Origin of the sequence: Streptomyces sp. NPDC058864, assembly GCF_042742985.1 — a bacterium.
Lineage (GTDB): Bacteria > Actinomycetota > Actinomycetes > Streptomycetales > Streptomycetaceae > Actinacidiphila.
Window position 1 is genome coordinate 72,509 of record NZ_JBHYMQ010000018.1, and the last position, 24,898, is coordinate 97,406.

Below are 24,898 nucleotides of genomic sequence, written 5' to 3' on the forward strand. Positions count from 1 at the left end.
ACGTACTAGTCAGTTCCGGATGATGCGTACGGCTGAGGGCGGGTGCGGAGGACAGTGGAGAAGTCACGCACCCGCCTCAAGCATGGACGTACCGCCGATTACGTACGTCGCTTTTCAGTCAGTTGACGGTCAGTATGCCCGCGCGACGATCGCGACGGTACCCGGCGCGTCGTCCGCTTCCGGAACCCGGCCGTCCTCGGTGAGGAGGCAGCGGACGGACACGCCCTGCTCCGCCAGCCTGGCCTCGCCCTCCGGGCCGAGGTCCGCCCACGGGATGCGGCCCCAGCCGGTGGCCGCGGCCTCGGCGGCCTCGGCGATCGTCCCCACGTCCACGGTGCGGGACTCGCGGCGCTCGCGGGACTGGCGCAGCAGCGTGGCCTGGTCCTCCTCCAGCACCTTGGGCAGCAGCGCGGCCAGCTCGTCGATCGCCACCGGCTCCTTGCCCCCGGGGACGCGGCGGGCGAGCATCGCCGTGCCGTTCTCCAGGTCGCGCGGCCCGACCTCGACGCGGACGGGGACGCCCTTGAGCTCCCAGTCCACGGCGCGCCGGCCGAACGGGGTGTCGGTGCGCACGTCGACCTGGACGCGGACGCCCGCGGCCTTGAGCCGGTCGCCGATCTCGCGGACCTTGGCGACGACCGCGTCGTCACCCTTGATCGCCAGGACGACGGCCTGCACCGGCGCCAGGCGCGGCGGCACGCGCAGTCCGTTGTCGTCGCCGTGGGACATGATCAGGCCGCCGACCATGCGGGTCGACACGCCCCAGGAGGTCTGCCAGACCAGCTCCTGCTGCCCCTCCTTCGACAGGTACGAGGTGTTGAAGGCCTTGGCGAAGTTGGTGCCCAGCTCGTGGCTGGTGCCCAGCTGCAGCGCCTTGCCGTCGCCCATCATGCCCTCGAGGGTGAGGGTGTTGACGGCGCCGGCGAAGCGCTCGCGGGCGGTCTTGCGGCCCAGGACCACGTCGATGCCGAGGACTTCGGTCATGAAGTCGCCGTACACGTCGCGGTGGATCATCGCGGCGTAGTCGCGGGCGTCCTCGTAGGTGGCGTGCGCCGTGTGGCCCTCCTGCCACAGGAACTCACTCGTACGGAGGAAGAGCCGCGAGCGCATCTCCCAACGGACCACGTTGGCCCACTGGTTGATGAGCAGGGGCAGGTCGCGGTAGCTCTGCACCCACTTGGAGAAGTACTCGTTGATGATCGTCTCGGAGGTGGGCCGGACGACGACCGGCTCCTCCAGCTCCTTGCCGCCGCCGTGGGTGACCACGGCCAGCTCCGGCGCGAAGCCCTCGACGTGCTCGGCCTCCCGGGTCAGGTAGGACTGCGGGATGAAGAGCGGGAAGTACGCGTTCTGGGCGCCCGCCTCCTTGATCCGCGCGTCCATCTCCTGCTGCATCCGCTCCCACAGCGAGTACCCGTACGGCCGGATGACCATGGTGCCGCGCACCGGGCCGTTGTCGGCCAGCTCGGCCTTGTTGATCAGGTCCTGGTACCAGCGCGGGAAGTCGTCCGCCTGGGGCGTGAGTACGGGAGCCTTTGCCATGCCGCAGATGGTACGGGGACAGCGGCACCGGACGTGAATCGGCCGGGTCGGGAATCGGCGCAATCCTCACGTTCAAACCTCTGGACTACGACCCGGAAGGGGAGTTGGCTGGCTCCGGGGGCATGCGCGGCGTGACAGAGAACATGCGCGGCGTAACCGGGGGGCGTACGAGGAAGGCTTTCGGCGAGACGGCGACGCGGCTGATTGGGGCGCTCGATGACACCTACGCTCGCACGGCACCCACGGACACACCGGACCGACGGCAGGGCGCGTGACTGGGCGGAGATCCAGGAGCGGATGCTCGTACCGCTCTACGAGGCGGTGCACGAGCGATTGGAGGTCGGCCCCCGCACCCGGCTGCTCGGCATCGGGTGCGGCTCGGGACTCGCGCTGCTGATGGCCTCGGCCCGGGGCGCGGTCGTCACGGGATGCGATCCGGACGAACGGCGTCTCGCGTTGGCCCGGCAGCGGCTGCTGCCCGAGCCGCAGTGGGGCACCCCGCCGGTACGGTCGCGCGGGCGCACCAGGCTCGTGCCGGGCGGCCCGGAGGAGGTCCCCCTGCCGGACGGAGCGCCGTTCACGATGGTCACCGCCCTCGACCCGGGGACGGCGCCGGCGGCGCTGGTCCCGGAGCTCAGGGCGGCGGCGGGCCTGGCCGAGCGGGGCAGCCCGGTCGTGCTGGCCGGCTGGGGGCCGCCCGAGCGCTGCGCCACCGGGCGGGTGCTGCGGGTCGCGGCACGGCTGGCCGAACCGCGCGACGCCACCGCCGCGGCCGCGGTGCGGCTCAGCGGCCGGGACGACCTGGAGGACCTGGCGCGGGGCGCGGGGCTGCGCCCGGACGGCTCGGGGCGGGTGTCCTGCCCGTTCGGCTACCCCGACATGGACAGCGCGGTGCGCGGCCTGGTGTCGACCGGGCTCTTCGACGCCGCCGTGGCGGCCACCGACGAGGACCAGGTGCGCAAGGAGCTGCGTGAGGTGCTGCACGTCTACCGGCGCGCCAACGGCACGGTCCGGATGGAGAACGTGTTCCGGTACCTGGTGGCCCGGGTGTAGCCGGGACGTTCCCGCGCGCACCTGGCCGCGACCGCGGCCGAGGCCACGCGACGGTTGCCCGGCGACTACTCGGCGACTACTCGGCGGCCTTCGCGAGCCGCGGTATGCCGGCCGCCTCGTAGGCCTCGTCCTCCTCCAGCGTCTCCGCCTCCAGAAGGCGTTCCGCGAGCGCGTCCAGTTGCTCGCGGTGCCGGCTCAGCAGCCGGCAGGCGGTCCCGTAGCACTCGTCGACGATCCGGCGCATCTCGGCGTCGATCACGTCGAGGGTGGCGGGGGCGGCGGACAGTCCGTAGGGCTGCTGGGAGTCGGCCGGGATCGCGGAGAGCGGGCCGACCTTCTCGCTCATGCCCCAGCGGCCGACCATGCCCCGGACGACGTTGGTGACCTGCTCCAGGTCGTTCTCGGCGCCGGTGGTGATCACCCCGAAGACGACGTGTTCGGCGGCCATGCCGCCGAGCGCGCCGATGATCCGGCCGCGCAGGTACTCCTCGGTGTAGGCGTAGCGGTCGGAGTCGGGGGTGGAGAGGGTGACGCCGAGGGCGCGGCCGCGCGGCACGATGGTGATCTTGCGTACGGGGTCGGCGCCCGGGTGCAGCATGCCGAGCAGGGCGTGCCCGGACTCGTGGTAGGCGGTGCGGCGGCGCTCCTCGGCGGGTATGACGAGCGGGCGCGCCGCGCCCAGCTGCACCTTCTCCAGGGCGTCGGAGAGCTCGCTCTGCCCGACGGCGCCCTTGCCGCGCTTGACTGCGAGCAGCGCGGCCTCGTTGGCGAGGTTGGCGAGCTCCGCGCCCGTCATCCCGGGCGTCGCACGGGCCACGGCGGTCAGGTCGATGCCGCCCTCCAGGGGGACCTGGCGCAGGTGGATGCGGAGGATGGCCTCACGGCCCGTACGGTCGGGCGGGCTGACGTGGACGACGCGGTCGAAGCGGCCGGGCCGGGTCAGGGCGGGGTCCAGGACGTCCGGCCGGTTGGTGGCGGCCGTGACGACGACGCCCTCGGAGCCTGAGAAGCCGTCCATCTCGGTGAGGATCTGGTTGAGGGTCTGCTCCCGCTCGTCGTGGCCGCCGATGCCGCCCGCGGCGCCCCGGGCGCGGCCGATGGTGTCGATCTCGTCGATGAAGATGATCGCCGGGGCGACCTTGCGGGCCTCGGCGAACAGCTCGCGCACCCGGCCGGCGCCGACGCCCACGATCATCTCGATGAACTCGGAGGCGGAGGCGGAGAAGAACGGCACATCGGCCTCGCCGGCCACGGCCCGGGCGAGCAGGGTCTTGCCGGTGCCGGGCGGCCCGGCGAGCAGCACGCCGCGCGGCATCCGCGCCCCGAGCGCCCGGTAGGCCTGCGGGCGCTTGAGGAAGTCGACGACCTCGTTGAGCTCGGCCTCCACCTCGTCGATGCCCGCCACGTCGGCGAAGGTCGTACGGCCGCCCAGCTCGGGGACGACCGGCCGCGGCGGGGCCCTGCGGCCGATGCCGCCCAGTCCGCCGAGCCCGCCCGCGAGCTTGCTCATCCGGCGGGAGACGTAGAGCCAGAGCAGCACCAGCAGCAGCACCGGGGCCAGCGACAGCAGCAGGTTGTAGAGCAGTCCGCGCTGCTGGACCACCGGTTCCGCGGTGACGGTGACCTCGTTCTTCGTCAGGGTCGCCCACAGGTCGTCGTCGGCGAAGACCGGCCGCTGGGTCTTGAACTGCATGTACGTGCCCTCGGCCGCCCCTGGCACGTCCTGCTTCTTCTTGAGCTGCCCCTCGATGGAGTCGCCCTTGGAGTAGATCTTCGAGATGTTGTCCGCGGTGAGCTGCCGGTCGAACTCCGTGTACGAGATCGTGGTCGGCCGGGGCCCGGTGAAGAACGAGAGCACCAGGTCGGTGATGAGGAAGACGACGAGCGCCGCCAGGATCATGCCGCCCCAGCCGCCCATGCGGCGCCTTCGCCGGGTGGGCGGCGAGGGTGGCGCGCCCTCCGTCCGCCATGGGTCGTCCGGATTCTGCCGGGGCGGTACGGGATTGCCCATATCCCGACCATAAGGACAGCACCGCTCCGGCGCCCCTCAGGCCCCGGGCCACTCCTCCGCTGTGATCGCGAAGCGCTCGTGGTCGCGCCAGGCGTCGTTCAGGTAGAGCATGCGCGGAGTGAAGCCCTCGTGACGGAAGCCGAGGCGCTTGGCCATGGCGACCGACCGTTCGTTCTCCGGCTGCACGTTGATCTCCAGCCGGTGCAGGCCCAGGCCCTGCGGTTCGGGGGCGAAGCAGCGGTCGACGACCAGCCGCAGGCCCTCGCTCATCCGCCCGGTGCCGACGAAGGGCACGTAGCTGTCGTAGCCCAGGCTGGCGTTGCGGAAGCGCCCCATGACGATGTTGGCCACGTTGCACTTGCCGACGATGCCGCCGCTCTCCTCGTCGAGGATCAGGAACGTCCGCAGCACGGGGCCCTGCCGCCGCAGCAGTTCGGGCAGCCCGTCCGGTTCCACCGGGTTCCACCGTCCGACGTGCTCGGCGGACCGCAGTACCGCCTGCCGGTAGGCGGGGGCGTCGGCCGGCTCCGGGGGGCGGATGTGTACGCGCATGGGTCCATGATGCACGCGCGGCGGCGGCGCTCCCTCTCCTGGGAGTGCCGCCGCCGTACGGGAACCGGGCCGGATCAGCCCATGAACTTCTTGAACTCGTCGGGCAGTTCGAAGTTCTGGCCGTCCTGGCCGGCCGGCAGGCCGAAGGCGCCGCCGGCCTGCTGCTCGCGACGCTCGGCGTCGGCCTTCGCCTGCTCGGCCCGCTTGAGCGGGTTGCCGCTCTGCCGCTTGCCCTTGGCCTTCTTCTGCTGCTTCTTCTGACGGGCGCCGCCACCCATGCCCGGCATGCCGGGCATCCCGGGGATGCCGCCCTGGGCCATCCGCGACATCATCTTGCGGGCCTCGAAGAACCGCTCCACCAGGCCCTTCACGGCGCTGACGTCCACACCGGAACCGCGGGCGATGCGGGCGCGGCGCGAGCCGTTGATGATCATGGGGTCCTGGCGCTCGCCCGGGGTCATCGACTTGATGATCGCGGCCGTGCGGTCCACGTCGCGCTCGTCGAGGTTGTTGATCTGGTCCTTGATCTGGCCCATGCCCGGGAGCATGCCGAGCAGCTTGGAGATCGAGCCCATCTTGCGGACCTGCTCCATCTGCTGGAGGAAGTCGTCGAGGGTGAACTCCTTGGGACCCTTGGCCAGCTTCTCGGCCATCTTCTGGGCCTCGGCCTGGCTGAAAGTCTGCTCGGCCTTCTCGATCAGGCTGAGGACGTCACCCATGCCCAGGATGCGCGAGGCCATCCGGTCGGGGTGGAAGGCGTCGAAGTCGTCCAGCTTCTCGCCGTTGGAGGCGAACATGATCTGGCGGCCGGTGACGTGCGCGATGGACAGCGCCGCGCCACCGCGGGCGTCGCCGTCGAGCTTGGAGAGCACCACGCCGTCGAAGCCGACGCCGTCGCGGAAGGCCTCGGCGGTGTTGACCGCGTCCTGGCCGATCATGGCGTCGACGACGAAGAGGATCTCGTCGGGCTGCACGGCGTCGCGGATGTCCGCGGCCTGCTGCATCATCTCGGCGTCGATGCCGAGGCGGCCGGCGGTGTCGACGATGACGACGTCGTACTGCTTGGTGCGGGCGTGCTCGAGGGAGTCCTTGGCGACCTGGACCGGGTCGCCCACGCCGTTGCCGGGCTCCGGCGCGAAGGCCGCGACGCCCGCCCGCTCGGCGACGACCTGGAGCTGGTTGACGGCGTTGGGACGCTGGAGGTCGGCCGCGACCAGCAGCGGGGCGTGGCCCTGGCCCTTCAGCCAGAGGCCGAGCTTGCCGGCCAGGGTCGTCTTGCCGGCACCCTGCAGACCGGCGAGCATGATGACGGTCGGCGGCTGCTTGGCGAAGCGCAGGCGGCGGGTCTCACCGCCGAGGATGCCGACGAGCTCGTCGTTGACGATCTTGATGACCTGCTGCGCGGGGTTGAGCGCCTGGGACACCTCGGCCCCGGTCGCCCGGTCCTTGACCTGCTTGATGAAGGCACGGACCACCGGCAGCGCGACGTCCGCCTCCAGCAGCGCGATGCGGATCTCGCGCGCCGTGGCGTCGATGTCCGCCTCGGAGAGGCGGCCCTTGCCCCGGAGGTTCTTGAACGTCGCTGCGAGGCGGTCGGAAAGGGTGTCGAACACGTCGGTCGCGGATCCTCAGGTCGGGGGCGGGTGAACAGGTCGTCCTCAAGGGTATCCGCCCGGCCCGCGAATGGTCTCCACCGCGTCAGCGCAGGGCCCGCTCCACCTCGTCGGCGACCTCGGCCGCGCGTACGTCGGGGAGCGGATCGCCGGCCGTGCCGGTGACGTAGAACGCGTCCACCGCGTTGGCGCCGAGCGTACTGATCCGGGCCGACCGGACGTTCACGCCGGTGGACTCCAGGGCCCGGCCGATGCGGTGCAGCAGCCCCGGGGCGTCGTGGGCGCGGACCTCGATGACGGTGGCCGCGCTCGAACTGCCGGGGGCGACGGTGACCCGGGGCGGCGGGGGCGTGACCCCGCGACGGCGCGGATGCGCGGACTCGCGCTCCGCCAGCCGCGCCTCGATGTCGAGGGAGCCCGCGAAGGCCCGGGCGAAGTCGTTGCGCAGCCGCGCCGCCTCGGGCAGCGAGCCGTACTCGGCGGCCACCCGCCAGCGCAGGAGGGTCACCGGGCCGTCGCCGATGGGGTCGACCGCGCGCAGGTCGGCGGCGCGGACGGTGAGCCGGTGCAGGGCGAGCACCCCGGCCGCCGCGGCGAGCAGCCCGGGGCGGTCGGGGACGGCGAGCAGCAGTTCCACGCCGACGGGCTCGGGTTCGCCTTCCGCGGTCCGCGGGGCGGTCCCCTCGGGGTCGGGCTCGGCGTGGGCGTGCAGCGCGATGACCGGGCCGCCGGTGCGGGCCGCCTCGACGGCCAGGCGCTCCTCCTCCGCGGAGGGCTCGCGGTCGGCGGGCTCGGGCACCGCCCCGCTCGCCAGGACGGCGGAGACCCGTTTGACCAGGTCGCCGACGAGCGAGGAACGCCAGGCGCTCCAGGCCGCCGGGCCGGTGGCGAGGGCGTCCGCCTCGGTCAGCGCGTGCAGCAGCTCCAGGGTCTCGGAGTCGCGGACGGCGTCGGCGACCCCCTGCACGGTGGCGGGGTCGTCCAGGTCACGCCGGGTCGCGGTGTCGATCAGCAGCAGGTGGTGGCGGACGAGCAGGGCCAGCGTCTCCACGTCGGCGCGGCCGAAGCCGAAGCGGGCCGCGACGTCGCGGGCGATGACCTCGCCGGCCTCGGAGTGGTCGCCGGGCCAGCCCTTGCCGATGTCGTGCAGCAGGGCGGCGATGAGCAGCAGGTCGGGACGGCCGACCCGGCGGGTCAGGCGCGAGGCGCGCACCGCGCACTCGATGAGGTGCCGGTCGACTGTCCAGATGTGCACGGCGTTGCGCTGCGGGCGGCAGCGGACCCGCTCCCAGTCGGGGAGCAGCCGGGTGATCATGCCCTCCGCTTCCAGGGCCTCCCACACCTGCACGGTGGACTCCCCCGCGCCCAGCAGCGTGACGAGCTGTTCACGGGCCTCGGCGGGCCACGGCACGGGCAGCGGCCTGGTCGCCTGGGCCACGCTCAGCCGGCGGACCGCGTGCAGCGACAGCGGTACGCCGTGCTCGGCGGCGGCCGCCGCGGCGCGCAGCGGCAGCACGGGGTCGCGCTCGGGCCTGGCGGTGAGCGCGAGGACGGCCTCGCCCTCGTGCTCCACGACGCCCTCGGCGAGCGGGGTGCGCTCGGGTGCGTTCGCCTGCTCGGGACGGGAGCGGCCGAGCAGCCCGCGCCTGCGGGGCCGCATCTGGCGGGAGCGCAGGACCCGGCCGACCTCGCGCCAGGTGACGTCGAAGGCGTAGCCGACGGTCCGGGCGGCCTCGTACACCTGGCGCAGCAGCGCGTCGGCGTCCAGCAGGCCGAGCGCGCCGGCCACCTGGTCCTGCTCCTGCAGGGCCAGCCGGTCGGTGGCGCGGCCGGTCACCAGGTGGAGGGCGTCCCGGGCGTCGAGCAGCCGGGTGCGGGCGTCCTCCAGTCCCTCGCGGGGCGCGTCGGCCAGCCAGGAGGCGGCGACGGCACGCAGGGCGGTGGCGTCGCGCAGGCCGCCGCGGGCCTCCTTGAGGTCGGGCTCCAGCAGGTACGAGAGCTCGCCGTGGCGCTCGGCCCGCTCCATGCACAGCTCGTGGAGTGCGGGGAGCCGCTTGGGGGCCTGGTTGCGCCAGTCGGCGAGGACGGCGGTGCGCAGGGAGGCGGTGAGGGCGGTGTCGCCCGCGACGTGGCGGGCGTCGAGGAGGCCGAGCTGGACCTTGAGGTCCTCGGCGGCGGTCCTGCGGGCCTCGGCGGGGGTGCGGACGGAGTGGTCGAGGGCGACCCCCAGGTCCCAGACCGGGTACCAGATCCCGTCGGCGAGGCCGGCGAGGTCCCCGGGTCCGGCGGAGCCGTCGTGGAGGAGCAGCAGGTCGAGGTCGCTGCGCGGGGAGAGCTCGCCCCTGCCGTAGCCGCCGACGGCGACCAGCGACCAGCCACGGGCCCCGGTCCGGTCGGCGGCGCCGCGGGCGAGGTCGGCGAGCCAGCCGTCGGTGAGGGCGGCCAGCGCCTTGCGCCGCGGCGGCCCGGACGGGCCCTCGCCGGTCAGGAGGGCCAGCCGGGCCGCCGCGTAGCCTGCAGGGGCGTGTCCGTCGTGGGCTTTCGCGTCGACGTTCTCCGTCACTGTGTCTCCCGTCGCAGGCCGTGCGGTGGAACTGCTCGGATCCGGTGGTGCGAAGGGGCGCGGCCGGGTTCCCGGCCGCGCCCCCGCGTCCTCAGAGTGCGTCCGGACCGCGCTCCCCGGTCCGGACCCGTACGGCGGTCTCGACCGGGATGCTCCAGACCTTGCCGTCACCGATCTTGCCGGTGCGGGCCGCCTTGACGATGACGTCGACCAGCTGGTCGGCGTCGCCGTCCTCGACGAGCACCTCGATGCGGATCTTGGGCACCAGGTCCACGGTGTACTCGGCACCGCGGTAGACCTCGGTGTGGCCCCGCTGGCGGCCGTAGCCGCTGGCCTCGGTGACCGTCAGGCCCTGGACGCCGAAGGCCTGCAGGGCCTCCTTGATCTCGTCCAGCCGGTGCGGTTTCACGACCGCGGTGATGAGCTTCACGCGTCCACCTTCTTCGACGGGGCGTCGGTCACCTGGGTGCCGGTGCCACTGCTGCTGTCCAGGGAGGAGAGGGCGGAGCGGACCGCGCCGGCCACACCCGCGAAGTCGTAGCCGGTCTCCGCGTGCTCGGCCTGGTCGATGCCCGCGACCTCGGTGTCCTCGCTGACGGTGAATCCGATCACCAGGTCGATGAGCTTGGCAAGGATCGCCGAGGCGACCAGCGAGTACGCGAGGACCACGCCGACGCCGAGGAACTGCTTCCACAGCTGGTCGAAGCCGCCGCCGTAGAAGACGCCCTTGGCGGTCTGGCCGACCCCGCCGGTGGCGAAGAAGCCGATGAGCAGGGAGCCGACGATGCCGCCGACCATGTGGACGCCGACCACGTCGAGGGAGTCGTCGTAGCCGAACTTGAACTTCAGGCCGACCGCGGCGGCGCAGGCCACACCGGCGATGACACCGACCGCGATGGCGCCGAGCGGGCTGACCGAGCCGCAGGCCGGGGTGATGGCGACGAGGCCGGCGACCGCGCCGGAGGCGGCGCCGAGGGTGGTGAAGGAGCCGTGCTTGATCTTCTCGTAGGCGAGCCAGCCGAGCATCGCGGCGGCGGTGGCGACCTGGGTGTTGGTGAAGGCCACGGCCGCGACGCCGTCGGAGGCGAGCCAGGATCCGGCGTTGAAGCCGAACCAGCCGAACCACAGCAGACCGGCGCCGAGCATGACCAGCGGCAGGTTGTGCGGCCGGAACGGGTCCTTCTTGAAGCCCACCCGCTTGCGGATGACGAGGATCACCCCGAGCGCCGCGGCACCGGCGTTGATGTGCACCGCCGTACCACCGGCGAAGTCGATCACGCCGCGGGTGAAGAGGAAGCCGTCGGAAGCCCAGACCATGTGGGCGACCGGGAAGTACACGACCGTCGCCCACAGGGCCACGAAGAGCGACCAGGCGGTGAACTTCACCCGGTCCGCCAGGGCGCCGCTGATCAGGGCCGGCGTGATGATCGCGAACATCAGCTGGAACACGGCGAAGACGTAGACCGGGATGGTGTAGCCGTCCCACAGCTGGGAGATCCCGATGTTGCGCATGCCGGCCCACTCGAAGCCGCCGAAGAAGGCGTTCCCGGAGTCGAATGCGACGCTGAAGCCGTAGAGCGTCCACAGCACGGTGACGATGGCGATGGCGATGAAGCTCATCATCAGCATGTTCAGCACGCTCTTGACCCGCACCATGCCGCCGTAGAAGAAGGCGAGGCCGGGGGTCATCACGAGCACCAGCGCTGCGCTCAGCAGCATGAACGCCGTGCTACCGCTGTCGAACGTGGGCGTATCTGCGGCAAGCGTCAAAAAGCCTGCTGCCATCGGCGTCTCCTCGTCATCCGAACGGCCCGTGCGGGAAGCGGGCTCGGTGGGCCGGTTTTCGCCATGAGGTTGTCCCAGCCGGGTTTCCGTCGACGCCATCGGGTGTTTCGTCACCGTGACGAAGAAGTCGTCCGTGTTACGACGCGATGAACCGCCGCCCCTGCGGGCGCCGCCATGACGACGCCGTCACGACTCCGTGACCCCTCGGGCGGGCCGACGAGCTGTATACGTGCCGCGCGGGCCGGGGTGTACAAACCTCGCCACGCCGTCGAAGGGGCGCGCCGGGACGCCTCCTCGGCGGACGACGCGTCGGTGGACGAGGACCGGCCGCGGCGAGCCACCCGGTTGACCTGGCATGGGGGAGCCGAGTCGGGCTGTCGGGATGGCCGGCCGCGGCCGGGGTGCGGGGCGGACCGCCGGTCAGGCGGTCTCGGCGACCTCGGGGAGGTCGGCGGCCAGGCGCTCGCTGAGCTGGGCGACCTCGGCGACCTTGCCGAAGTCGCGCAGGGCGCTGTCGGCGGTCTTGCGGATGCGGGTGTTCACCCGCTCGGAACGTACGTGCTTGGCGACGTCGATGGCCTGGACGGTGAGGTCGGCGGCCTCCTCCGGGCTGCGCTGCAGCAGGTGCACGGTGGCCATGCCGATCAGGTTGAGGGCGTATGCGCGCTGGTGGACGCTGTCCTTGGCGAACAGGTCGACGGCCCGCTGCATCACCGGGTGGGCCAGCGAGGCGTACGTGGGGCTGCGGCCGGCCACGTACGCCAGGTCACGGTAGGAGTGGGCGTTCTCGGCGTTGAGCTCGGCCTCGTTGAAGAAGCTGATCCAGTCCGGGTCCTCGGCGGGCCGGGAGTCGGTGTAGGAGTCCTCGGCCATCCGCACGGCACGGTGGCACTTGCTGACCTGGCCCATGTTGGCGTAGGCGCGGGCCTCCATCGCGTACAGCATCGCCTGGGTGGTGGCGCTCGCGCTGTCCCTGCTGCCGTACTGCGCCAGGTGGATGAGTTCCAGTGCGTCGTCGGGCCGGTCCAGGTGGATCATCTGACGGCTCATGCTGGACAGGACGAAGGCGCCCAGCGGGCGGTCGTCGGCCTCCTTGGCCGCGTGCAGGGCCAGGACCAGGTACTTCTGCGCCGTGGGGTGCAGGCCGACGTCGTACGACATCCAGCCGGCGAGCGCCGCGAGCTCGGCGGTGACGCGGTAGAGCCGCTTGGCGACGGACTGCGGATGCGGCTCCTGGAGCAGGTCGGTGACCTCGTGCAGCTGGCCGACCACGGCCTTGCGGCGCAGGCCGCCGCCGCATTGGTTGTCCCACTGCCGGAACATCACCGTGGTGGCCTCCAGCAGCTCCAGCTCGGGCTCGGAGAGCCGGACCCTGGCGCCGGAGTCGCGCGGCGGGGGGACGTCGGCACCGGACGCGGGGGTGGGCACCAGCCAGCGCTGCATCGGCTCGACGAGTGCGGGGCCGGCGGCCAGCGCCAGGGAGGTCCCGAGGAAGCCGCGGCGGCCGAGCATCAGGTCGCTGCGGGAGAACTCGTTGATCAGCTGGACCGTCTGCGGCCCGGCCCACGGCAGGTCCACTCCCGTGGAGGCCGGCGGCTGGTGGGCGGGGCGCAGCCCCAGGTCCTCCACCGGGACGACGGTGCCGAAGCGTTCGGAGAACAGCTCGGACAGGATGCGCGGGATGGGTTCGCGCGGCTGCTCGCCGTCCAGCCAGCGGCGCACCCGTGAGGTGTCCGTGCTGACGTGCAGTGCACCCATCTGGCGTGCTCTGCGGTTCACCTGACGGGCGAGTTCGCCCTTGGACCAGCCGCTGCGCACAAACCAAGAGGTCAACTGCGCGTTGGGCTGCTTGTCCTGTGTGCCGCCCACCGTGACGCCCCCATTCCGTCGCCCAACACCTCCGGGGATGAGGGCCGTTGCCTGCCTGGCCCCCAGTGCCTCAGTGTCCTACGAGTCTTGCCTCCGGCATACCCGCCGGCCCGCACACTTCCGGGGCTTGCAAACCGAAAGTAATCCTACGATCACCCATCCGGCGATGCCTCCAGCGAAAACGCCACCATTCGCCACCCCTTCGAATGAACTACATGTGCGCGTGGAGCGATTCACTTGACACATGCCGATCAGGCACGGGCGTAACCATCGGCAACTACGACCCGTTGGGGGTGTCATGGGCTTCACGATCGGCAGCATGCGGGAGATGCGACACATCCGCTCCGGCGCGCGCCGCCGGACGCACGCCTCGGCGTGCACCACCGTGGCGGAGTACACCGGGTTGTGCGGATGGGCGGTGGCGCCGGGTGCGCGCGCCACGCGCGGGGGCGGCCAGTGCTCCTGCGGTGACCCGGGGTGCGAGGCACCGGGCGCCCACGTACTGGAGTTCGCCGGCGAGGTGCCGGCCGGGGCGACCCTCGAGGAGGCCGTGGCCGCCTGGGAGCGCGTGCCGGGCGCGGCGCTCATGCTTCCCGTGGGGCGCACCTTCGACGTGATCGACGTGGCGGAACGATCCGGCGTGCGCGCTCTGGTGCGCCTGGAGCGGATGGGACTGCGGCTCGGCCCGGTCGTCGCCACCCCGGACGGCCGGGCGCAGTTCTTCGTCGCGCCGGGGGCCGCCGCCGAGCTCCCGCACCTGCTGTACCGCATGGGCTGGGACGACGCCGACCTCGACCTGCGCTGCCTCGGGCCGGGCGACCACGTGACCGCCCCGCCCTCCGACCTCGGCGGCCTCGGCCCGGTCCGCTGGCTGCGACCGCCGGCGCTGGACGCCGCCCGCCAGCCCCCGGAGGCCCGGCTGCTGCTCGGCACGCTGGCGTACGTCTGCCACCGGGACCGCGCCTGCGCGTGAGCCATGAGAAAGGGGCGCACTCCCGGGAGTGCGCCCCTTTGTCCGCAGGCTGACCGCTGCCGCCGGCTACGAGCCGATCAGCGCGTCCACGAAGGCCTCGGGCTCGAACGGCGCGAGGTCGTCCGCTCCCTCGCCCAGGCCGATCAGCTTGACCGGGACGCCCAGCTCGCGCTGGACCGCGACGACGATGCCGCCCTTGGCGGTGCCGTCGAGCTTGGTGAGCACGATGCCGGTGATGTCGACGACCTCGGCGAAGACCCGGGCCTGCACCAGGCCGTTCTGGCCGGTCGTGGCGTCCAGGACCAGCAGGACCTCGTTCACCGGGCCGTGCTTCTCCACGACGCGCTTGACCTTGCCGAGCTCGTCCATCAGGCCGGTCTTGGTGTGCAGCCGGCCCGCGGTGTCGATGAGGACGACGTCCGCGCCCTCGGCGATGCCCTCCTTGACCGCGTCGAAGGCGACCGACGCCGGGTCGCCGGCCTCGGGCCCGCGCACGGTGCGGGCGCCGACCCGCTCGCCCCAGGTCTGCAGCTGGTCCGCGGCCGCCGCACGGAAGGTGTCGGCGGCGCCCAGCACGACGCTGCGGCCGTCGGCCACCAGGACACGGGCGAGCTTGCCGGTGGTGGTGGTCTTGCCGGTGCCGTTGACGCCGACGACCATCAGCACGGCCGGCTGGTCGGCCCCGTCCGCGTTCGGCAGGCCGTCCGTGTGGAGCGTGCGGTCCAGGTCCGTGCCGATGAGGGTCAGCAGCTCCTCGTGCAGCAGCTGCCGCAGGTCGGCGGGGGTGCGGGTGCCGAGCACCTTCACCCGCGTGCGCAGCCGCTCCACCAGCTCCTGGGTGGGCGCGACACCGACGTCCGCGGTGAGCAGGGTGTCCTCGATCTCCTCCCAGGTGTCCTCGTCGAGGTGCTCGCGCGAGAGCAGCGTGAGCAGCCCCTTGCCGAGCGCGTTCTGCGAACGGGAGAGCCGGGAGCGCAGCCGCACCAGGCGGCCGGCGGTGGGCTCGGGCCGCTCGATCTCGGGGGCGGCCGGACGCTCCTCGACGAGGACGCCGCCTGCGGAGGCGTCCTCGGACTCGGGGAGCTCGACCTCTTCGATGGTCCGGCGGGGCTCGTCCCGCGGGGCCTCGGCCTCGTCGCCGATGTGCGGTTCGGCGGGAGGCGCGGTGATCGTCGGCTGCTCGGTGGGCGGCGCGGGGGGCAGCTGCTTCCTGCGGCGGCTGCCCACCACCAGCCCGCCGGCCGCCAGGATCACGACCAGGGCGATGACTACGGCAAGAATGACGGTTTCCATAACCCGTCCAGTATCGGTCACGCGGCCCGCCCTACCGGGAGCCACCCGGCGGGCGTCCGCGACTCTGTTCATCTGACGGTTCGTCAGCTAACGTCGGCGCATGCCCGCCACTGTCGTACGTTTCAACCTCGTCGACCCCGCGGCCTCGCCCGGGGTGCTGAGCCACCGCTACCGGGCCGCCCTGGAGATGGCCGGGTACGCCGACGAGCACGGCGTCGCCACCCTCCAGACCGAGGAACACCACGGCTCCCCCGACGGCTGGCTGCCCTCGCCCCTCACCTTCGCGGGGGCCGCCCTCGGCGCGACCCGCCGGATCGCGGTCACCGTCTCCGCGCTGATCGGGCCGCTGTACGACCCGCTGCGGCTGGCGGAGGACCTCGCGGTGCTGGACCACGTCGGCGGCGGACGGCTGGTCACCGTCGCCGGCATCGGCTACCGCCCCGAGGAGTACGCGGCCCTCGGGGTCGACTGGCACCGGCGCGGCGCCCTCCAGGACGAACTGCTGGACACGCTCCTGAAGGCGTGGACCGGTGAGCCCTTCGCCTTCCGCGGCCGGACCGTGCGGGTCACGCCCCGCCCGCACAGCTCCCCGCACCCGCTGCTGATCGTCGGCGGCAGCTCGCGCGCCGCGGCGCGCCGGGCGGCGCGGTTCGGCCTGCCCTTCTTCCCCAGCGCCCACCTGCCGGAGCTGGAGGCGTACTACCGGGAGCAGCTCGCCGAGCACGGCACGGAGGGCTGGTGCCTGATGCCCCCGCCGCAGGTGCCGCTGCTCCACCTGTCCGAGGATCCCGACCGCACCTGGGCCGAGTACGGGCGGCACCTGTTCCACGAGGCCGCCACCTACGCCTCCTGGCAGTCCGCCGGCATCCGCTCGGCGGTGCGTTCCACGGCGGCTTCCCCGGAGGAACTGCGCCGCGAGGGCGTGTACCGCGTGATCACGCCCGACGAGTGCGTCGCCTTCGCGGAGGCGAGCACCGACCCGGCCGCCGCGCTCGTGCTGCACCCGCTGTGCGGGGGGATGCCGGTCGAGGAGGGCTGGCGGAGCCTGCGGCTGTTCGCGGAGCAGGTGCTGCCCCGGCTCAAGGACTGACCGGGCGGTCGCGAGCGGCCGGGCCGGCCGCGCCGCCCCGGGGCCCGTGCGGGCACCACGGGGGCGGCGCGGCCGAAGCCGGCGGGCCCTCAGCCCATCTCCTCCAGGGTCTTGCCCTTCGTCTCCGGGACGAACTTCACGACGAAGGGGATGGAGAGCACCGCGAAGGCCGTGTAGATGACATAGGTCAGCGACAGGTTCCAGTCCGACAGGCTGGGGAAGCTGGCCGTGATCACCCAGTTGGCGATCCACTGCGCGGAGGCGGCGACGCCGAGCGCCGCGGCGCGGATCCGGTTCGGGAACATCTCGCCGAGGAGGACCCAGACCACCACGCCCCACGACAGGGCGAAGAAGAGCACAAAGGCGTGCGCGCCGACGAGCGCCACGGCGCCTTCGGTGCCGGGGAGGCTGATGTGGTCGCCGGTGCCGGTCTTGTGGGAGAAGGCCCAGGCGACCAGGCCCAGGGAGACCGCCATGCCGACGGAGCCGATGAGGGCGAGCGGCTTGCGGCCGATGCGGTCGACGAACAACATCGCGATCACGGTGCCGACGATGTTGATGATCGACGTGGTGAAGGAGTAGAAGAACGAGCTGCTCGGGTCGACGCCCACGGACTGCCAGAGGGTGGCCGAGTAGTAGAAGATCACGTTGATGCCGACGAGCTGCTGGAACACCGACAGCCCGATGCCGATCCACACGACCGGGGCGAAGCCGAGGCGCCCGCCGAGCAGGTCCTTGAAGCCGGAGCGGTGCTCACTGCGCATGTGCTCGCGGATCTCGGCGACCCGCGCGCCCGTGTCGGCGTCCTCGCCCTCGACGTCGCGCAGCACCTTCTCGGCATCGGCGATCCGCCCTGCGGAGATCAGGAAGCGGGGCGATTCGGGGATGGCGAAGGACAGCAGCCCGTACAGGGCGGCGGGCACGACCATCACGCCGAGCATGACCTGCCACGCCTCCAGGCCCAGCAGCTCACCGCGCTGGTCGCCGTCGGCGGCCTGGAGCAGGCCCCAGTTGACGAGCTGGGAGACGGCGATGCCGATCACGATCGCGGCCTGCTGGAAGGAGCCGAGCCGGCCGCGGTACGCGGCGGGAGCGACCTCGGCGATGTAGGCGGGGCCGATCACCGACGCCATGCCGATGGCGAAGCCGCCGATGACGCGCCACAGCGCCAGGTCCCAGAGCCCGAAGGGAAGGGCGGAGCCGACGGCGCTGACCGTGAAGAGCGCGGCGGCGATCCGCATGACGCGGATGCGCCCGATGCGGTCGGCGACGCGGCCCGCGGTGGCGGCGCCGATCGCGCAGCCGATCAGTGCGATGGCGACGACCTGGGCGAGCGCGGCGGGGCCGATGTCGTACCTTCCGCGGATGCCCTCGACGGCGCCGTTGATGACGGAGCTGTCGTAGCCGAAGAGGAAACCGCCCATGGCGGCGGCCGCGGTGATGAAGACGACGTGCCCGAGGTGGTCGGCGGGGCCGCCGGAGCGGGCCGCCGTTCGGGACTTCCGTGCGGTGGTGGTCACTGGTGAATCTCCCGGACTCTGCGTTGAGCCCTCAGGTGGGGGCAGGAGCAACGAGTGCCGGGACTCCCCAAGTCGCCATCACTCGAACACTAAAACAACATCGCAGACCTTATTCCTACAATCCTCAAAGTAAAACCCGCCCATCTCGACACAAAGAAGCAGAGGATCCTCCCGAGATCCCCTTCATTCGTTCACAACTTGAAGTCGATCAGTCCTTGAGGCGCTGGCTGATGACCTTCGACACACCGTCGCCCTGCATGGAGACGCCGTACAGCGCGTCGGCGACCTCCATGGTCCGCTTCTGGTGGGTGATGACGATCAGCTGGGAGCTCTCCTGCAGCTCCCGCATGATCCGGATGAGCCGCTGCAGGTTCGTGTCGTCCAGCGCCGCCTCGACCTCGTCCATCACGTAGAACGGGCTCGGCCGGGCCTTGAAGATCGACACCAGCAGCGCCACGGCGGTCAGCGAGCGCTCGCCGCCGGACAGCAGCGACAGCCGCTTCACCTTCTTGCCCGGCGGACGGGCCTCGACCTCCACACCGGTGGTGAGCATGTTCTCGGGGTCGGTGAGGATCAGCCGGCCCTCGCCGCCGGGGAAGAGCCGGGAGAAGACGCCCTCGAACTCCCGGGCCGTGTCGTGGTACGCGGAGGTGAAGACCTGCTCGACCCGCTCGTCGACCTCCTTGACCACCTGGAGCAGGTCGGCCCGGGTCTTCCTCAGGTCCTCCAGTTGCTCCGAGAGGAACTTGTGCCGCTCCTCCAGCGCCGCGAACTCCTCCAGCGCCAGCGGGTTGACCTTGCCCAGCTGCTGGTACGCCTTCTCCGCCGCCTTGAGCCGCTTCTCCTGCTCGCCCCGGTGGTACGGGCGCGGCTTGTTCCGCGGGTGCTCCGGGTCCTCCGGCAGCACCTCGCCCTCGGCGGGCGCGGACGGCGGCACGAGCACGTCCGGTCCGTACTCCGCGACCAGTCCCCCGGGCTCCACGCCGTACTCCTCCAGCGCCTTGCCCTCCAACTGCTCGATCCGCAGACGCTTCTCGGCGCCCAGCACCTCGCCCTTGTGGACGGAGTCGGTCAGCCGGTCCAGTTCGGACTTCATCTCCCGGCCTCGGCGCCGCGCGGTGTCCAGCTCCGCCTCGCGCTCGGCCTTGGCCCGCTCGGCCGCGCCCCGCTCCTCGTCCGCGCGCCCCAGCGAGACCTGGACGTAGGCCAGCAGGCCCTGCGCACCCCTCAGGACCGCGGAGGCGACCTGCGCCTCGTACTCCAGGCGCGCCTTGCGGCGGGCGGCCCGGGCCCTGGCCTCGCGCTCGGCACGGGCGGCCCGGTCCAGCCCTTCGGCGCGGCCGGCCAGGCCCTTGACCCGCTCCTCGTGGGTACGGACCTGGAGCCGTGCCTCCATCTCGGTCTGGCGGGCATTGGCGCCGTCGGCGGCCAGCCGGTCCCGTACGGAGGTGTCCGGCTCCTCTTCGGCGGGGGCGGCCTCCGCCTCGCTCAGCCGGAAGGAGAGCTCCTCGAACTCCTCTACGGCGGCCGCCAGCGACTCCTCGGCGCGGCCCACGGCGGCGGCAGAACGTTCCGCCTCCCCGGCCGCGGCACGTGCCTGGCCACCCAGCCGGCCCAGCTGCTGGGCCACGGCCGACTTCTCCTTCTCCGCGGCCCGGCGACGCTGCGTCAGCTCGTCGACCACCCGTGCGGCGGCCGACCGGCGTTCCTTGGCCGCGGCCTGCTCCTCCGCGAGCGCCTCGCAGCGCCCGGCCAGGGCCTCCAGCTCCGCGGCGGCCTCGTCGACCGCGGCCTGGACCTCCAGCAGGCTGGGGGCGCCGGCCGAGCCGCCGTGGGCGAAGTGGGCGCCGAGGACGTCGCCTTCCGCGGTCACCGCGGTCAGCCGCGGGTGGGCGGCGACCAGTGACTCGGCGTCGGCGAGGGTGTCCACGACGACGTGGTCCCGCAGCAGACGGCGCACGGCCGGGAGCAGTTCGTCGGGGCCCGCGACGAGTGCGGCCGCCGCCCGCGCGCCCGGGGGCACCTCGGCGGCCTCCGGCAGGGCGGTGCCACCGGCGACGAGCAGCGCGGCGCGGCCCGCGTCGTCCTTGCGCAGCAGCCGCAGCGCCTCGGCGGCGGCGGACGGGCCGGAGACGGCCACGGCGTCTGCGGCGGCGCCCAGCGCGGCGGCGACCGGCACCTCGTGGCCCGGGGCGACGGTGAGGAGTTCGGCGGCGGGGCCGAGCAACCCGGCCAGGCGGTCGCCCGCGGCGAGCAGGGCACCGGTGCCGTCCTTGCGGCGCAGGCCGAGCGCGAGGGCGTCGTGGCGCGCGGCGAGGGCAGCCCTTCGGCGTTCGGCGGCGGTGGCGGCCTCGCGGGCGGCGGAGTGGGCCTCGTCGGCGCGGGCCTGCTCGTCCTTGGCCGCCTCCAGGCGTTCGTCGAGCTCGGAGTCGTCGGCGTCCAGGTCCTCGACCCGGGCGCGGAGTTCCTCGTACTCCTCCTGGGCGGACTCGGCGCGCTCGCGCGCCTCGTCGCGGGCGGCGGTCAGCCGGCCGATCTCGGCCTCGGCCGATCCGGCCTTGGAGCGGGCGGCGTTGACCTGACCCTGCAGCCGGGCCAGGCCCTCGCGGCGGTCGGCGATGGCCCGGGCGGCGGCCTTGAGGGCCTTTTCCTCCTCTGCGAGGCGGCGTTCCAGCTCCGCGCGGTGGTCGACCGTGTCGTCCAGCGCGCGCTGCGCGGCCTCCAGGGCGTCGGTGAGCTCCGCCTCCTGCTCGCGGATACGGGCCGCCTCGCGCTCCATGTCCTCCGGGTCGCGGCCGCGCCGCTCCTCGGCGGGCTGCGCGGTGGCATGGCGTACCCGCTGCTCGGCCAGGCCGATCGTGCCGCGGACCCGCTCGGCCAGCTGCGACAGTCCGTACCAGGTGGCCCGGGCGTCGGCGAGCCGCGGGGCGAGCGCCCTGACCTGCTCCTCCAGCCGCGCCTCTTGCTGCACGGCGGCCGCCAGGTCCGTCTCGACGGCGTCGCGGCGCTCCTTGAGGGCGGCCTCGTCGGCGACCTCGGCGTTCAGCGCCTCCCGCAGGGTGACCAGGTCGTCGGCGAGCAGCCGCAGCCGGGAGTCGCGCAGGTCGGCCTGGATGACCACCGCCCGGCGGGCCACCTGTGCCTGCCGTCCCAGCGGCTTGAGCTGACGGCGCAGCTCACCGGTGAGGTCCTGGACGCGGGCCAGGTTCGCCTGCATGGCGTCCAGCTTGCGCAGCGCCTTTTCCTTGCGCTTGCGGTGCTTGAGGACGCCGGCCGCTTCCTCGATGAAGGCGCGACGGCCCATGGGATCGGCGTGCAGAACCGAATCCAGCTGTCCCTGACCGACGATCACGTGCATTTCGCGGCCGATACCGGAGTCGGAGAGCAGTTCCTGGATGTCCAGCAACCTGCAGGTGTCCCCGTTGATCTGGTATTCGCTGCCGCCGTTGCGGAACATGATCCGCGTGATGGTGACCTCGGCGTATTCGATCGGAAGGGCACCGTCGCTGTTGTCGATCGTGAGCGACACCTCGGCACGGCCGAGCGGCGGCCGCCCCGTCGTGCCGGCGAAGATCACGTCCTCCATCTTGCCGCCGCGCAGCGACTTGGCGCCCTGTTCGCCCATGACCCAGGAAAGCGCGTCCACGACATTGGACTTGCCGGAACCGTTCGGGCCGACGACACACGTGATTCCGGGTTCGAACCGCAGCGTCGTCGCCGAGGCGAATGACTTGAACCCGCGCAGGGTCAGGCTCTTGAGGTGCACGCCGCTGGACTCTACCTCCCGCTCCCGGTTTCACCGAGGAATGCGGGGGGCACATGCAATGCAAGGGCGGAGATCATGGGAGGGCAACGGGGCGGAAAACGACGAAGGGACGCCGGGGCGTCCCTTGCACATTCCCAAACGGAGTCGTTTCCACTTGACCGGCCGAAAGGCCGGATCAGGCGAGAACCGGCTCCGCGTGAGGTACGTCGACGAGCTCGCGCGAAGCAGCGGCAAGCGCGTCGTTCTCGGCCTGGATCCGAACGAGCTCGGTTTCCAGGTCCTGGACACGCTGCTGCAGCCTTCGCATCTCGGCGAGGAGTCGCGGGTCGGGACCGCCGACGTAACCGAGAAGCGCCTTTGCCATGATGGATGGTCCTCCACGCTGAGTGACCGACCGGGGAGCGGTGTGGGTCGTTTGTGAGGGGTTAGAGGCACCCGCGCCGTGTGCGCCGAAGCTGCCCTTTGCCATGCCTACAGCTGCGGTGCGCGGGGCTTCCAGCGTCTCACCAATTGGTTGGACGGTCAACACGATCACAGCCCGGTCGTCGGGTGCGCCTTGGAAAACACGGCGCGAGAAGGGCGCCGCGGGCGTCCCGCGTGGCGTGGAGGACGGGGCCGTCAATCGCTCCCCGAAGATCACCGCGTCCTCGATGTCGGCAGCCTCGCACGCGGTGCGCGAAATGGCAACCTCCTTGTCGCTCTTGCCACGTGAGATTGCCGGTGATCTGTCACCTCACCCCTCACCTGCGAGGACGGGGCGGTGCGCCGGACTCCGCCTCAGCGGATCGCGAAGCCCTCATAGCCGCCGCGCGGCTCGCCCCAGATTTCGGTGACGCCGTCGACGCGTCCGGGCGTGTCGCCGGTCCGCAGCCGGTCGAGCAGACCGTCGCATTGCGACCGGTCGCCTTCGGCCACGATCTGCACACGTCCGTCAGAGAGATTGCTCACATAGCCGTCGAGCCCACCGATGTCCAGTGCGTTCACCCGGGTCCACCAGCGGAAACCCACTTGGTGCACTCGGCCTCGCACCCAGGCCGTGAGTCGGACAGCGTCGTTCATGGAAGCACGCTAACGCGCAAGTTGCACAGGGTTCACACCGGCCCCGCCTGTCTTTCGGTACAGTCGCGCCGCAACAGGACTCACCCGTTCGGGTGAACACCGTCGACATAAAGGACTGCACCGGATGGGCCGCCACAGTCGTAAAGCCTCTGAGCCGGCGCCGTTCTCGGAGGCGCCGCGCCACCGCGGGCAGACCAGCAGGGCCAAGCGGCGCAAGCAGAACCCGGTGCGCACCGGGCTGCTGGCCTCGTCCGCCGCGCTGGCCGTCGGCGCGATCGGCGTCTCCAGCGGACTGCTGCCCTCGCCGGACGGTTCCGGCGGGTTCGCGTACCACGACGACGCTCCCGGCCAGGTCCAGGCCGCCGGGCTGCCGAACACCGCGAGCCCGCAGGACGTCGGCGCCGTGCCCGCCGACCGCGACACCTCGGCCCCCGCCAGCCGCGGGGACGCCCGTACGACCGCGCCCTCCGTGGCCCCTCCGTCGGCACCCGCGACCACCGCGACGCCGCCGGCCCCGTCCGCCTCCGCTCCCACCACCGCCCCGGACGAGACCGCCACCACGCCCGCCGCGCCGCAGCCCTCCGCGTCCACCGCGCCGGCCGCCATCCCGTCCCTGCCCGCGGCCACCACCGCGCCCGGCGACGACGAGGTGCCGGACGGCGACCAGAGCGTCGCCGAGGTCTCCGTCCTGGCCCTGGTCAACACCGTCCGGGCGACCGCCGGCTGCCAGCCGCTGCACACCGACAAGAAGCTCTCCGAGCTCGCCTCGGACTTCAGCGCCGACATGGCCGCCCGGGGCTTCTTCGACCACACCGACCCCGACGGCGACGACCCCTGGGACCGCGCCGCACAGGCCGGCGTCAAGAACCTCGGCGGCGAGAACATCGCCCGCGGCCAGGCCACGGCCCAGGAGGTCATGGACGCCTGGATGAACAGCGAGGGCCACCGCGCCAACATCCTCAACTGCGACTTCAAGAAGATCGGCGTCGGCGCCGTCTTCGGCGAGGGCGGCCCCTGGTGGACGCAGGACTTCGGCTACTGAGGTAGTCGGTCGCCGGCCGTCGGCGTTGCGTTGAACGGGGCCGGCTCCGCGTACGTAGAGGTGGGCATGACCGTCCGCTGTCCGGGGGCGGATTCCGGCTGAGTGGGGTGGGGCGCGGTGGAGGAACCAGTGGTGAGGGGCACGGGGCGCCTCCTCGGGTGGTCGGCCGGATTGGCGCTCGACCTGTACGGAGTCCTGCCCGGCCGTGAGCGGCGCTCCCCCGGCGCTACGGAGCGGTGAGCGCCGCCTCGATCGACGAGCCGTGGCGCTCCAGCCATGCCTCGCGGCGTTTGATCTGGTCGCCGACGCCTTCGTGCCACATGCGGGCCCATCCGCCGCCCTCGGCCTCGGCCATGCGCTTCATCGAGAACCACGCGCGGCGGGTCCGCACCACGGCGACCTCCAGCAGACGGCCGCGGTCGGTGCCGGACATGCCGTACGCGTCGGCGAGGAGGCGGCAGCGGCGGGGGACGTCGACGTCGCGCAGGCTCGGGTCGGCGTCGGCGGGGTCGCCGATGGGGGCCCAGTAGAGCATCGCGTTGTGGATCTCCTCGACCCTCGGGACCGGCCTGGCCAGGTCGAAGTCGATGAGCGCGGCGGCCCGGCCGTCCCGGAAGACGATGTTGTCGGGCGTGAAGTCCATGTGCCCGACCACCTCGGCGGGGTGGGCCGGCGCGGGGGGCATGTCCGGATGCGGGGCGGGGCCGGCGGGGACCCGTACGCCGTCGGGCGGGGTGAAACCGGTGGCCGCGTCGTCGTAGGCACGGACCAGGCGGCCGACCGAGACGAGGCGGTCCTCGTCGGCGATCCAGGCGGGCCGCGGACGTCCGGCGACCTCACCCGTGACATAGCTCAGCACCTCGCGGCCGACCGCATCGATACCGAGGAGGCGCGGGGCGCCGGGGAATCCGACGTCCTCCAGGTGCCGGAGGAGGGCGTGCACCAGGGGGCTGTGCGCGCCGGTGGGACGACGGACCGTGTCGCCGACGCGGACGACGCCCTCGGTCACGTCCCCGCCGAGCAGGGGGATCTCCGGTTGCGGCTCCGCGGACTCGGCGTACGTGGCGGCGGGGGCGGGCGTGGAGGGCGGCGAGGGCGGGCCGTCGGGAAGCATCCGCCCATTGTGCGCCGTACGGCCCCGCCCGCGCCGGGGGTTTCCGGCGGGCA

At 72.6% G+C, this 24,898-nt stretch carries 18 protein-coding genes; 4 read left to right on the top strand and 14 right to left on the bottom strand.

The window, feature by feature from the left end; genetic code table 11:
* Positions 1 to 129: 129 nt before the first annotated feature.
* A complete protein-coding gene (gene proS, locus ACFW3D_RS16810) occupies positions 130 to 1,542 on the bottom strand; it encodes a proline--tRNA ligase (RefSeq protein ID WP_500504894.1) in 1,413 nt (470 codons plus the stop codon).
* Positions 1,543 to 1,758: 216 nt separating this feature from the next.
* On the opposite strand from proS, the gene ACFW3D_RS16815 reads away from it, so the two are divergent.
* Complete coding sequence (locus ACFW3D_RS16815; protein WP_500504895.1) at positions 1,759 to 2,595, top strand: class I SAM-dependent methyltransferase; 837 nt, start codon at positions 1,759 to 1,761, stop codon at positions 2,593 to 2,595.
* A 76-nt stretch (positions 2,596 to 2,671) separates the two neighbouring features.
* On the opposite strand, the gene ftsH is transcribed toward ACFW3D_RS16815, so the two are convergent.
* From ftsH to nsdA, 7 genes are all read right to left on the bottom strand, one after another.
* Positions 2,672 to 4,606 (bottom strand): ATP-dependent zinc metalloprotease FtsH, encoded by a 1,935-nt coding sequence (ftsH, locus tag ACFW3D_RS16820; protein ID WP_500504896.1) that lies wholly within the window; start codon positions 4,604 to 4,606, stop codon positions 2,672 to 2,674.
* Positions 4,607 to 4,642: 36 nt separating this feature from the next.
* Positions 4,643 to 5,158 (bottom strand): GNAT family N-acetyltransferase, encoded by a 516-nt coding sequence (locus ACFW3D_RS16825; RefSeq protein WP_500504897.1) that lies wholly within the window; start codon positions 5,156 to 5,158, stop codon positions 4,643 to 4,645.
* 74 nt (positions 5,159 to 5,232) lie between these two features.
* Positions 5,233 to 6,771, bottom strand: a complete 1,539-nt coding sequence (gene ffh / locus ACFW3D_RS16830) for a signal recognition particle protein (protein WP_500504898.1) — start codon at positions 6,769 to 6,771, stop codon at positions 5,233 to 5,235.
* A gap of 85 nt (positions 6,772 to 6,856) precedes the next feature.
* Complete coding sequence (locus ACFW3D_RS16835) at positions 6,857 to 9,334, bottom strand: [protein-PII] uridylyltransferase (RefSeq protein ID WP_500504899.1); 2,478 nt, start codon at positions 9,332 to 9,334, stop codon at positions 6,857 to 6,859.
* A gap of 91 nt (positions 9,335 to 9,425) precedes the next feature.
* Positions 9,426 to 9,764 carry a P-II family nitrogen regulator gene (locus tag ACFW3D_RS16840; protein WP_500504900.1) on the bottom strand — a complete coding sequence of 113 codons (339 nt, stop codon included), beginning with the start codon at positions 9,762 to 9,764 and terminating at the stop codon, positions 9,426 to 9,428.
* On the bottom strand, positions 9,761 to 11,119 hold the full coding sequence (locus tag ACFW3D_RS16845) for an ammonium transporter (protein ID WP_500504901.1): 1,359 nt from the start codon (positions 11,117 to 11,119) through the stop codon (positions 9,761 to 9,763). The genes ACFW3D_RS16840 and ACFW3D_RS16845 overlap by 4 nt, the downstream gene beginning before the upstream one ends.
* Positions 11,120 to 11,539: 420 nt before the next feature.
* Positions 11,540 to 12,988 (bottom strand): transcriptional repressor NsdA, encoded by a 1,449-nt coding sequence (gene nsdA, locus ACFW3D_RS16850; protein WP_500504902.1) that lies wholly within the window; start codon positions 12,986 to 12,988, stop codon positions 11,540 to 11,542.
* Positions 12,989 to 13,286: 298 nt separating this feature from the next.
* On the opposite strand from nsdA, the gene ACFW3D_RS16855 reads away from it, so the two are divergent.
* The gene (locus tag ACFW3D_RS16855) at positions 13,287 to 13,961 is read left to right on the top strand and encodes a bifunctional DNA primase/polymerase (protein WP_500504903.1); all 675 of its coding nucleotides are present in this window, start codon (positions 13,287 to 13,289) and stop codon (positions 13,959 to 13,961) included.
* 66 nt (positions 13,962 to 14,027) lie between these two features.
* Here ACFW3D_RS16855 and ftsY read toward each other — a convergent pair whose 3' ends face one another.
* Positions 14,028 to 15,254 (bottom strand): signal recognition particle-docking protein FtsY, encoded by a 1,227-nt coding sequence (gene ftsY / locus ACFW3D_RS16860; protein WP_500504904.1) that lies wholly within the window; start codon positions 15,252 to 15,254, stop codon positions 14,028 to 14,030.
* 100 nt (positions 15,255 to 15,354) lie between these two features.
* Here ftsY and ACFW3D_RS16865 point away from each other — a divergent pair, with 100 nt between their 5' ends.
* Positions 15,355 to 16,344 carry an LLM class flavin-dependent oxidoreductase gene (locus ACFW3D_RS16865; protein ID WP_500504905.1) on the top strand — a complete coding sequence of 330 codons (990 nt, stop codon included), beginning with the start codon at positions 15,355 to 15,357 and terminating at the stop codon, positions 16,342 to 16,344.
* 89 nt (positions 16,345 to 16,433) lie between these two features.
* On the opposite strand, the gene ACFW3D_RS16870 is transcribed toward ACFW3D_RS16865, so the two are convergent.
* The 4 genes from ACFW3D_RS16870 to ACFW3D_RS16885 form a co-directional block, all read right to left on the bottom strand.
* Positions 16,434 to 17,864 carry a sugar porter family MFS transporter gene (locus tag ACFW3D_RS16870; protein WP_500504906.1) on the bottom strand — a complete coding sequence of 477 codons (1,431 nt, stop codon included), beginning with the start codon at positions 17,862 to 17,864 and terminating at the stop codon, positions 16,434 to 16,436.
* Between the two features lie 208 nt (positions 17,865 to 18,072).
* Positions 18,073 to 21,630 (bottom strand): chromosome segregation protein SMC, encoded by a 3,558-nt coding sequence (smc, locus tag ACFW3D_RS16875; RefSeq protein ID WP_500504907.1) that lies wholly within the window; start codon positions 21,628 to 21,630, stop codon positions 18,073 to 18,075.
* Positions 21,631 to 21,805: 175 nt separating this feature from the next.
* The gene (locus ACFW3D_RS16880) at positions 21,806 to 21,994 is read right to left on the bottom strand and encodes a hypothetical protein (protein ID WP_431948146.1); all 189 of its coding nucleotides are present in this window, start codon (positions 21,992 to 21,994) and stop codon (positions 21,806 to 21,808) included.
* Between the two features lie 413 nt (positions 21,995 to 22,407).
* The gene (locus ACFW3D_RS16885; protein WP_500504908.1) at positions 22,408 to 22,689 is read right to left on the bottom strand and encodes an acylphosphatase; all 282 of its coding nucleotides are present in this window, start codon (positions 22,687 to 22,689) and stop codon (positions 22,408 to 22,410) included.
* Between the two features lie 124 nt (positions 22,690 to 22,813).
* Between ACFW3D_RS16885 and ACFW3D_RS16890 the strand changes: the two genes are divergently transcribed.
* Positions 22,814 to 23,731 (top strand): CAP domain-containing protein, encoded by a 918-nt coding sequence (locus ACFW3D_RS16890; protein WP_500504909.1) that lies wholly within the window; start codon positions 22,814 to 22,816, stop codon positions 23,729 to 23,731.
* Positions 23,732 to 23,957: 226 nt separating this feature from the next.
* Here ACFW3D_RS16890 and ACFW3D_RS16895 read toward each other — a convergent pair whose 3' ends face one another.
* A complete protein-coding gene (locus tag ACFW3D_RS16895; RefSeq protein WP_500504910.1) occupies positions 23,958 to 24,845 on the bottom strand; it encodes a phosphotransferase in 888 nt (295 codons plus the stop codon).
* Between the last annotated feature and the right edge of the window lie 53 nt (positions 24,846 to 24,898).

Excerpts from the sequence above, each read along its gene's own strand:
- ACFW3D_RS16825 (WP_500504897.1), bottom strand. The coding sequence starts at position 5,158 with ATGCGCGTACACATCCGCCCCCCGGAGCCGGCCGACGCCCCCGCCTAC.
- ACFW3D_RS16815 (WP_500504895.1), top strand. The coding sequence starts at position 1,759 with ATGACACCTACGCTCGCACGGCACCCACGGACACACCGGACCGACGGC.
- ACFW3D_RS16865 (WP_500504905.1), top strand. The coding sequence starts at position 15,355 with ATGCCCGCCACTGTCGTACGTTTCAACCTCGTCGACCCCGCGGCCTCG.
- ACFW3D_RS16855 (WP_500504903.1), top strand. The coding sequence starts at position 13,287 with ATGGGCTTCACGATCGGCAGCATGCGGGAGATGCGACACATCCGCTCC.
- ACFW3D_RS16890 (WP_500504909.1), top strand. The coding sequence starts at position 22,814 with ATGGGCCGCCACAGTCGTAAAGCCTCTGAGCCGGCGCCGTTCTCGGAG.
- ftsY (WP_500504904.1), bottom strand. The coding sequence starts at position 15,254 with ATGGAAACCGTCATTCTTGCCGTAGTCATCGCCCTGGTCGTGATCCTG.
- ACFW3D_RS16880 (WP_431948146.1), bottom strand. The coding sequence starts at position 21,994 with ATGGCAAAGGCGCTTCTCGGTTACGTCGGCGGTCCCGACCCGCGACTC.
- proS (WP_500504894.1), bottom strand. The coding sequence starts at position 1,542 with ATGGCAAAGGCTCCCGTACTCACGCCCCAGGCGGACGACTTCCCGCGC.
- ACFW3D_RS16845 (WP_500504901.1), bottom strand. The coding sequence starts at position 11,119 with ATGGCAGCAGGCTTTTTGACGCTTGCCGCAGATACGCCCACGTTCGAC.
- ftsH (WP_500504896.1), bottom strand. The coding sequence starts at position 4,606 with ATGGGCAATCCCGTACCGCCCCGGCAGAATCCGGACGACCCATGGCGG.
- ACFW3D_RS16895 (WP_500504910.1), bottom strand. The coding sequence starts at position 24,845 with ATGCTTCCCGACGGCCCGCCCTCGCCGCCCTCCACGCCCGCCCCCGCC.
- ACFW3D_RS16885 (WP_500504908.1), bottom strand. The coding sequence starts at position 22,689 with ATGAACGACGCTGTCCGACTCACGGCCTGGGTGCGAGGCCGAGTGCAC.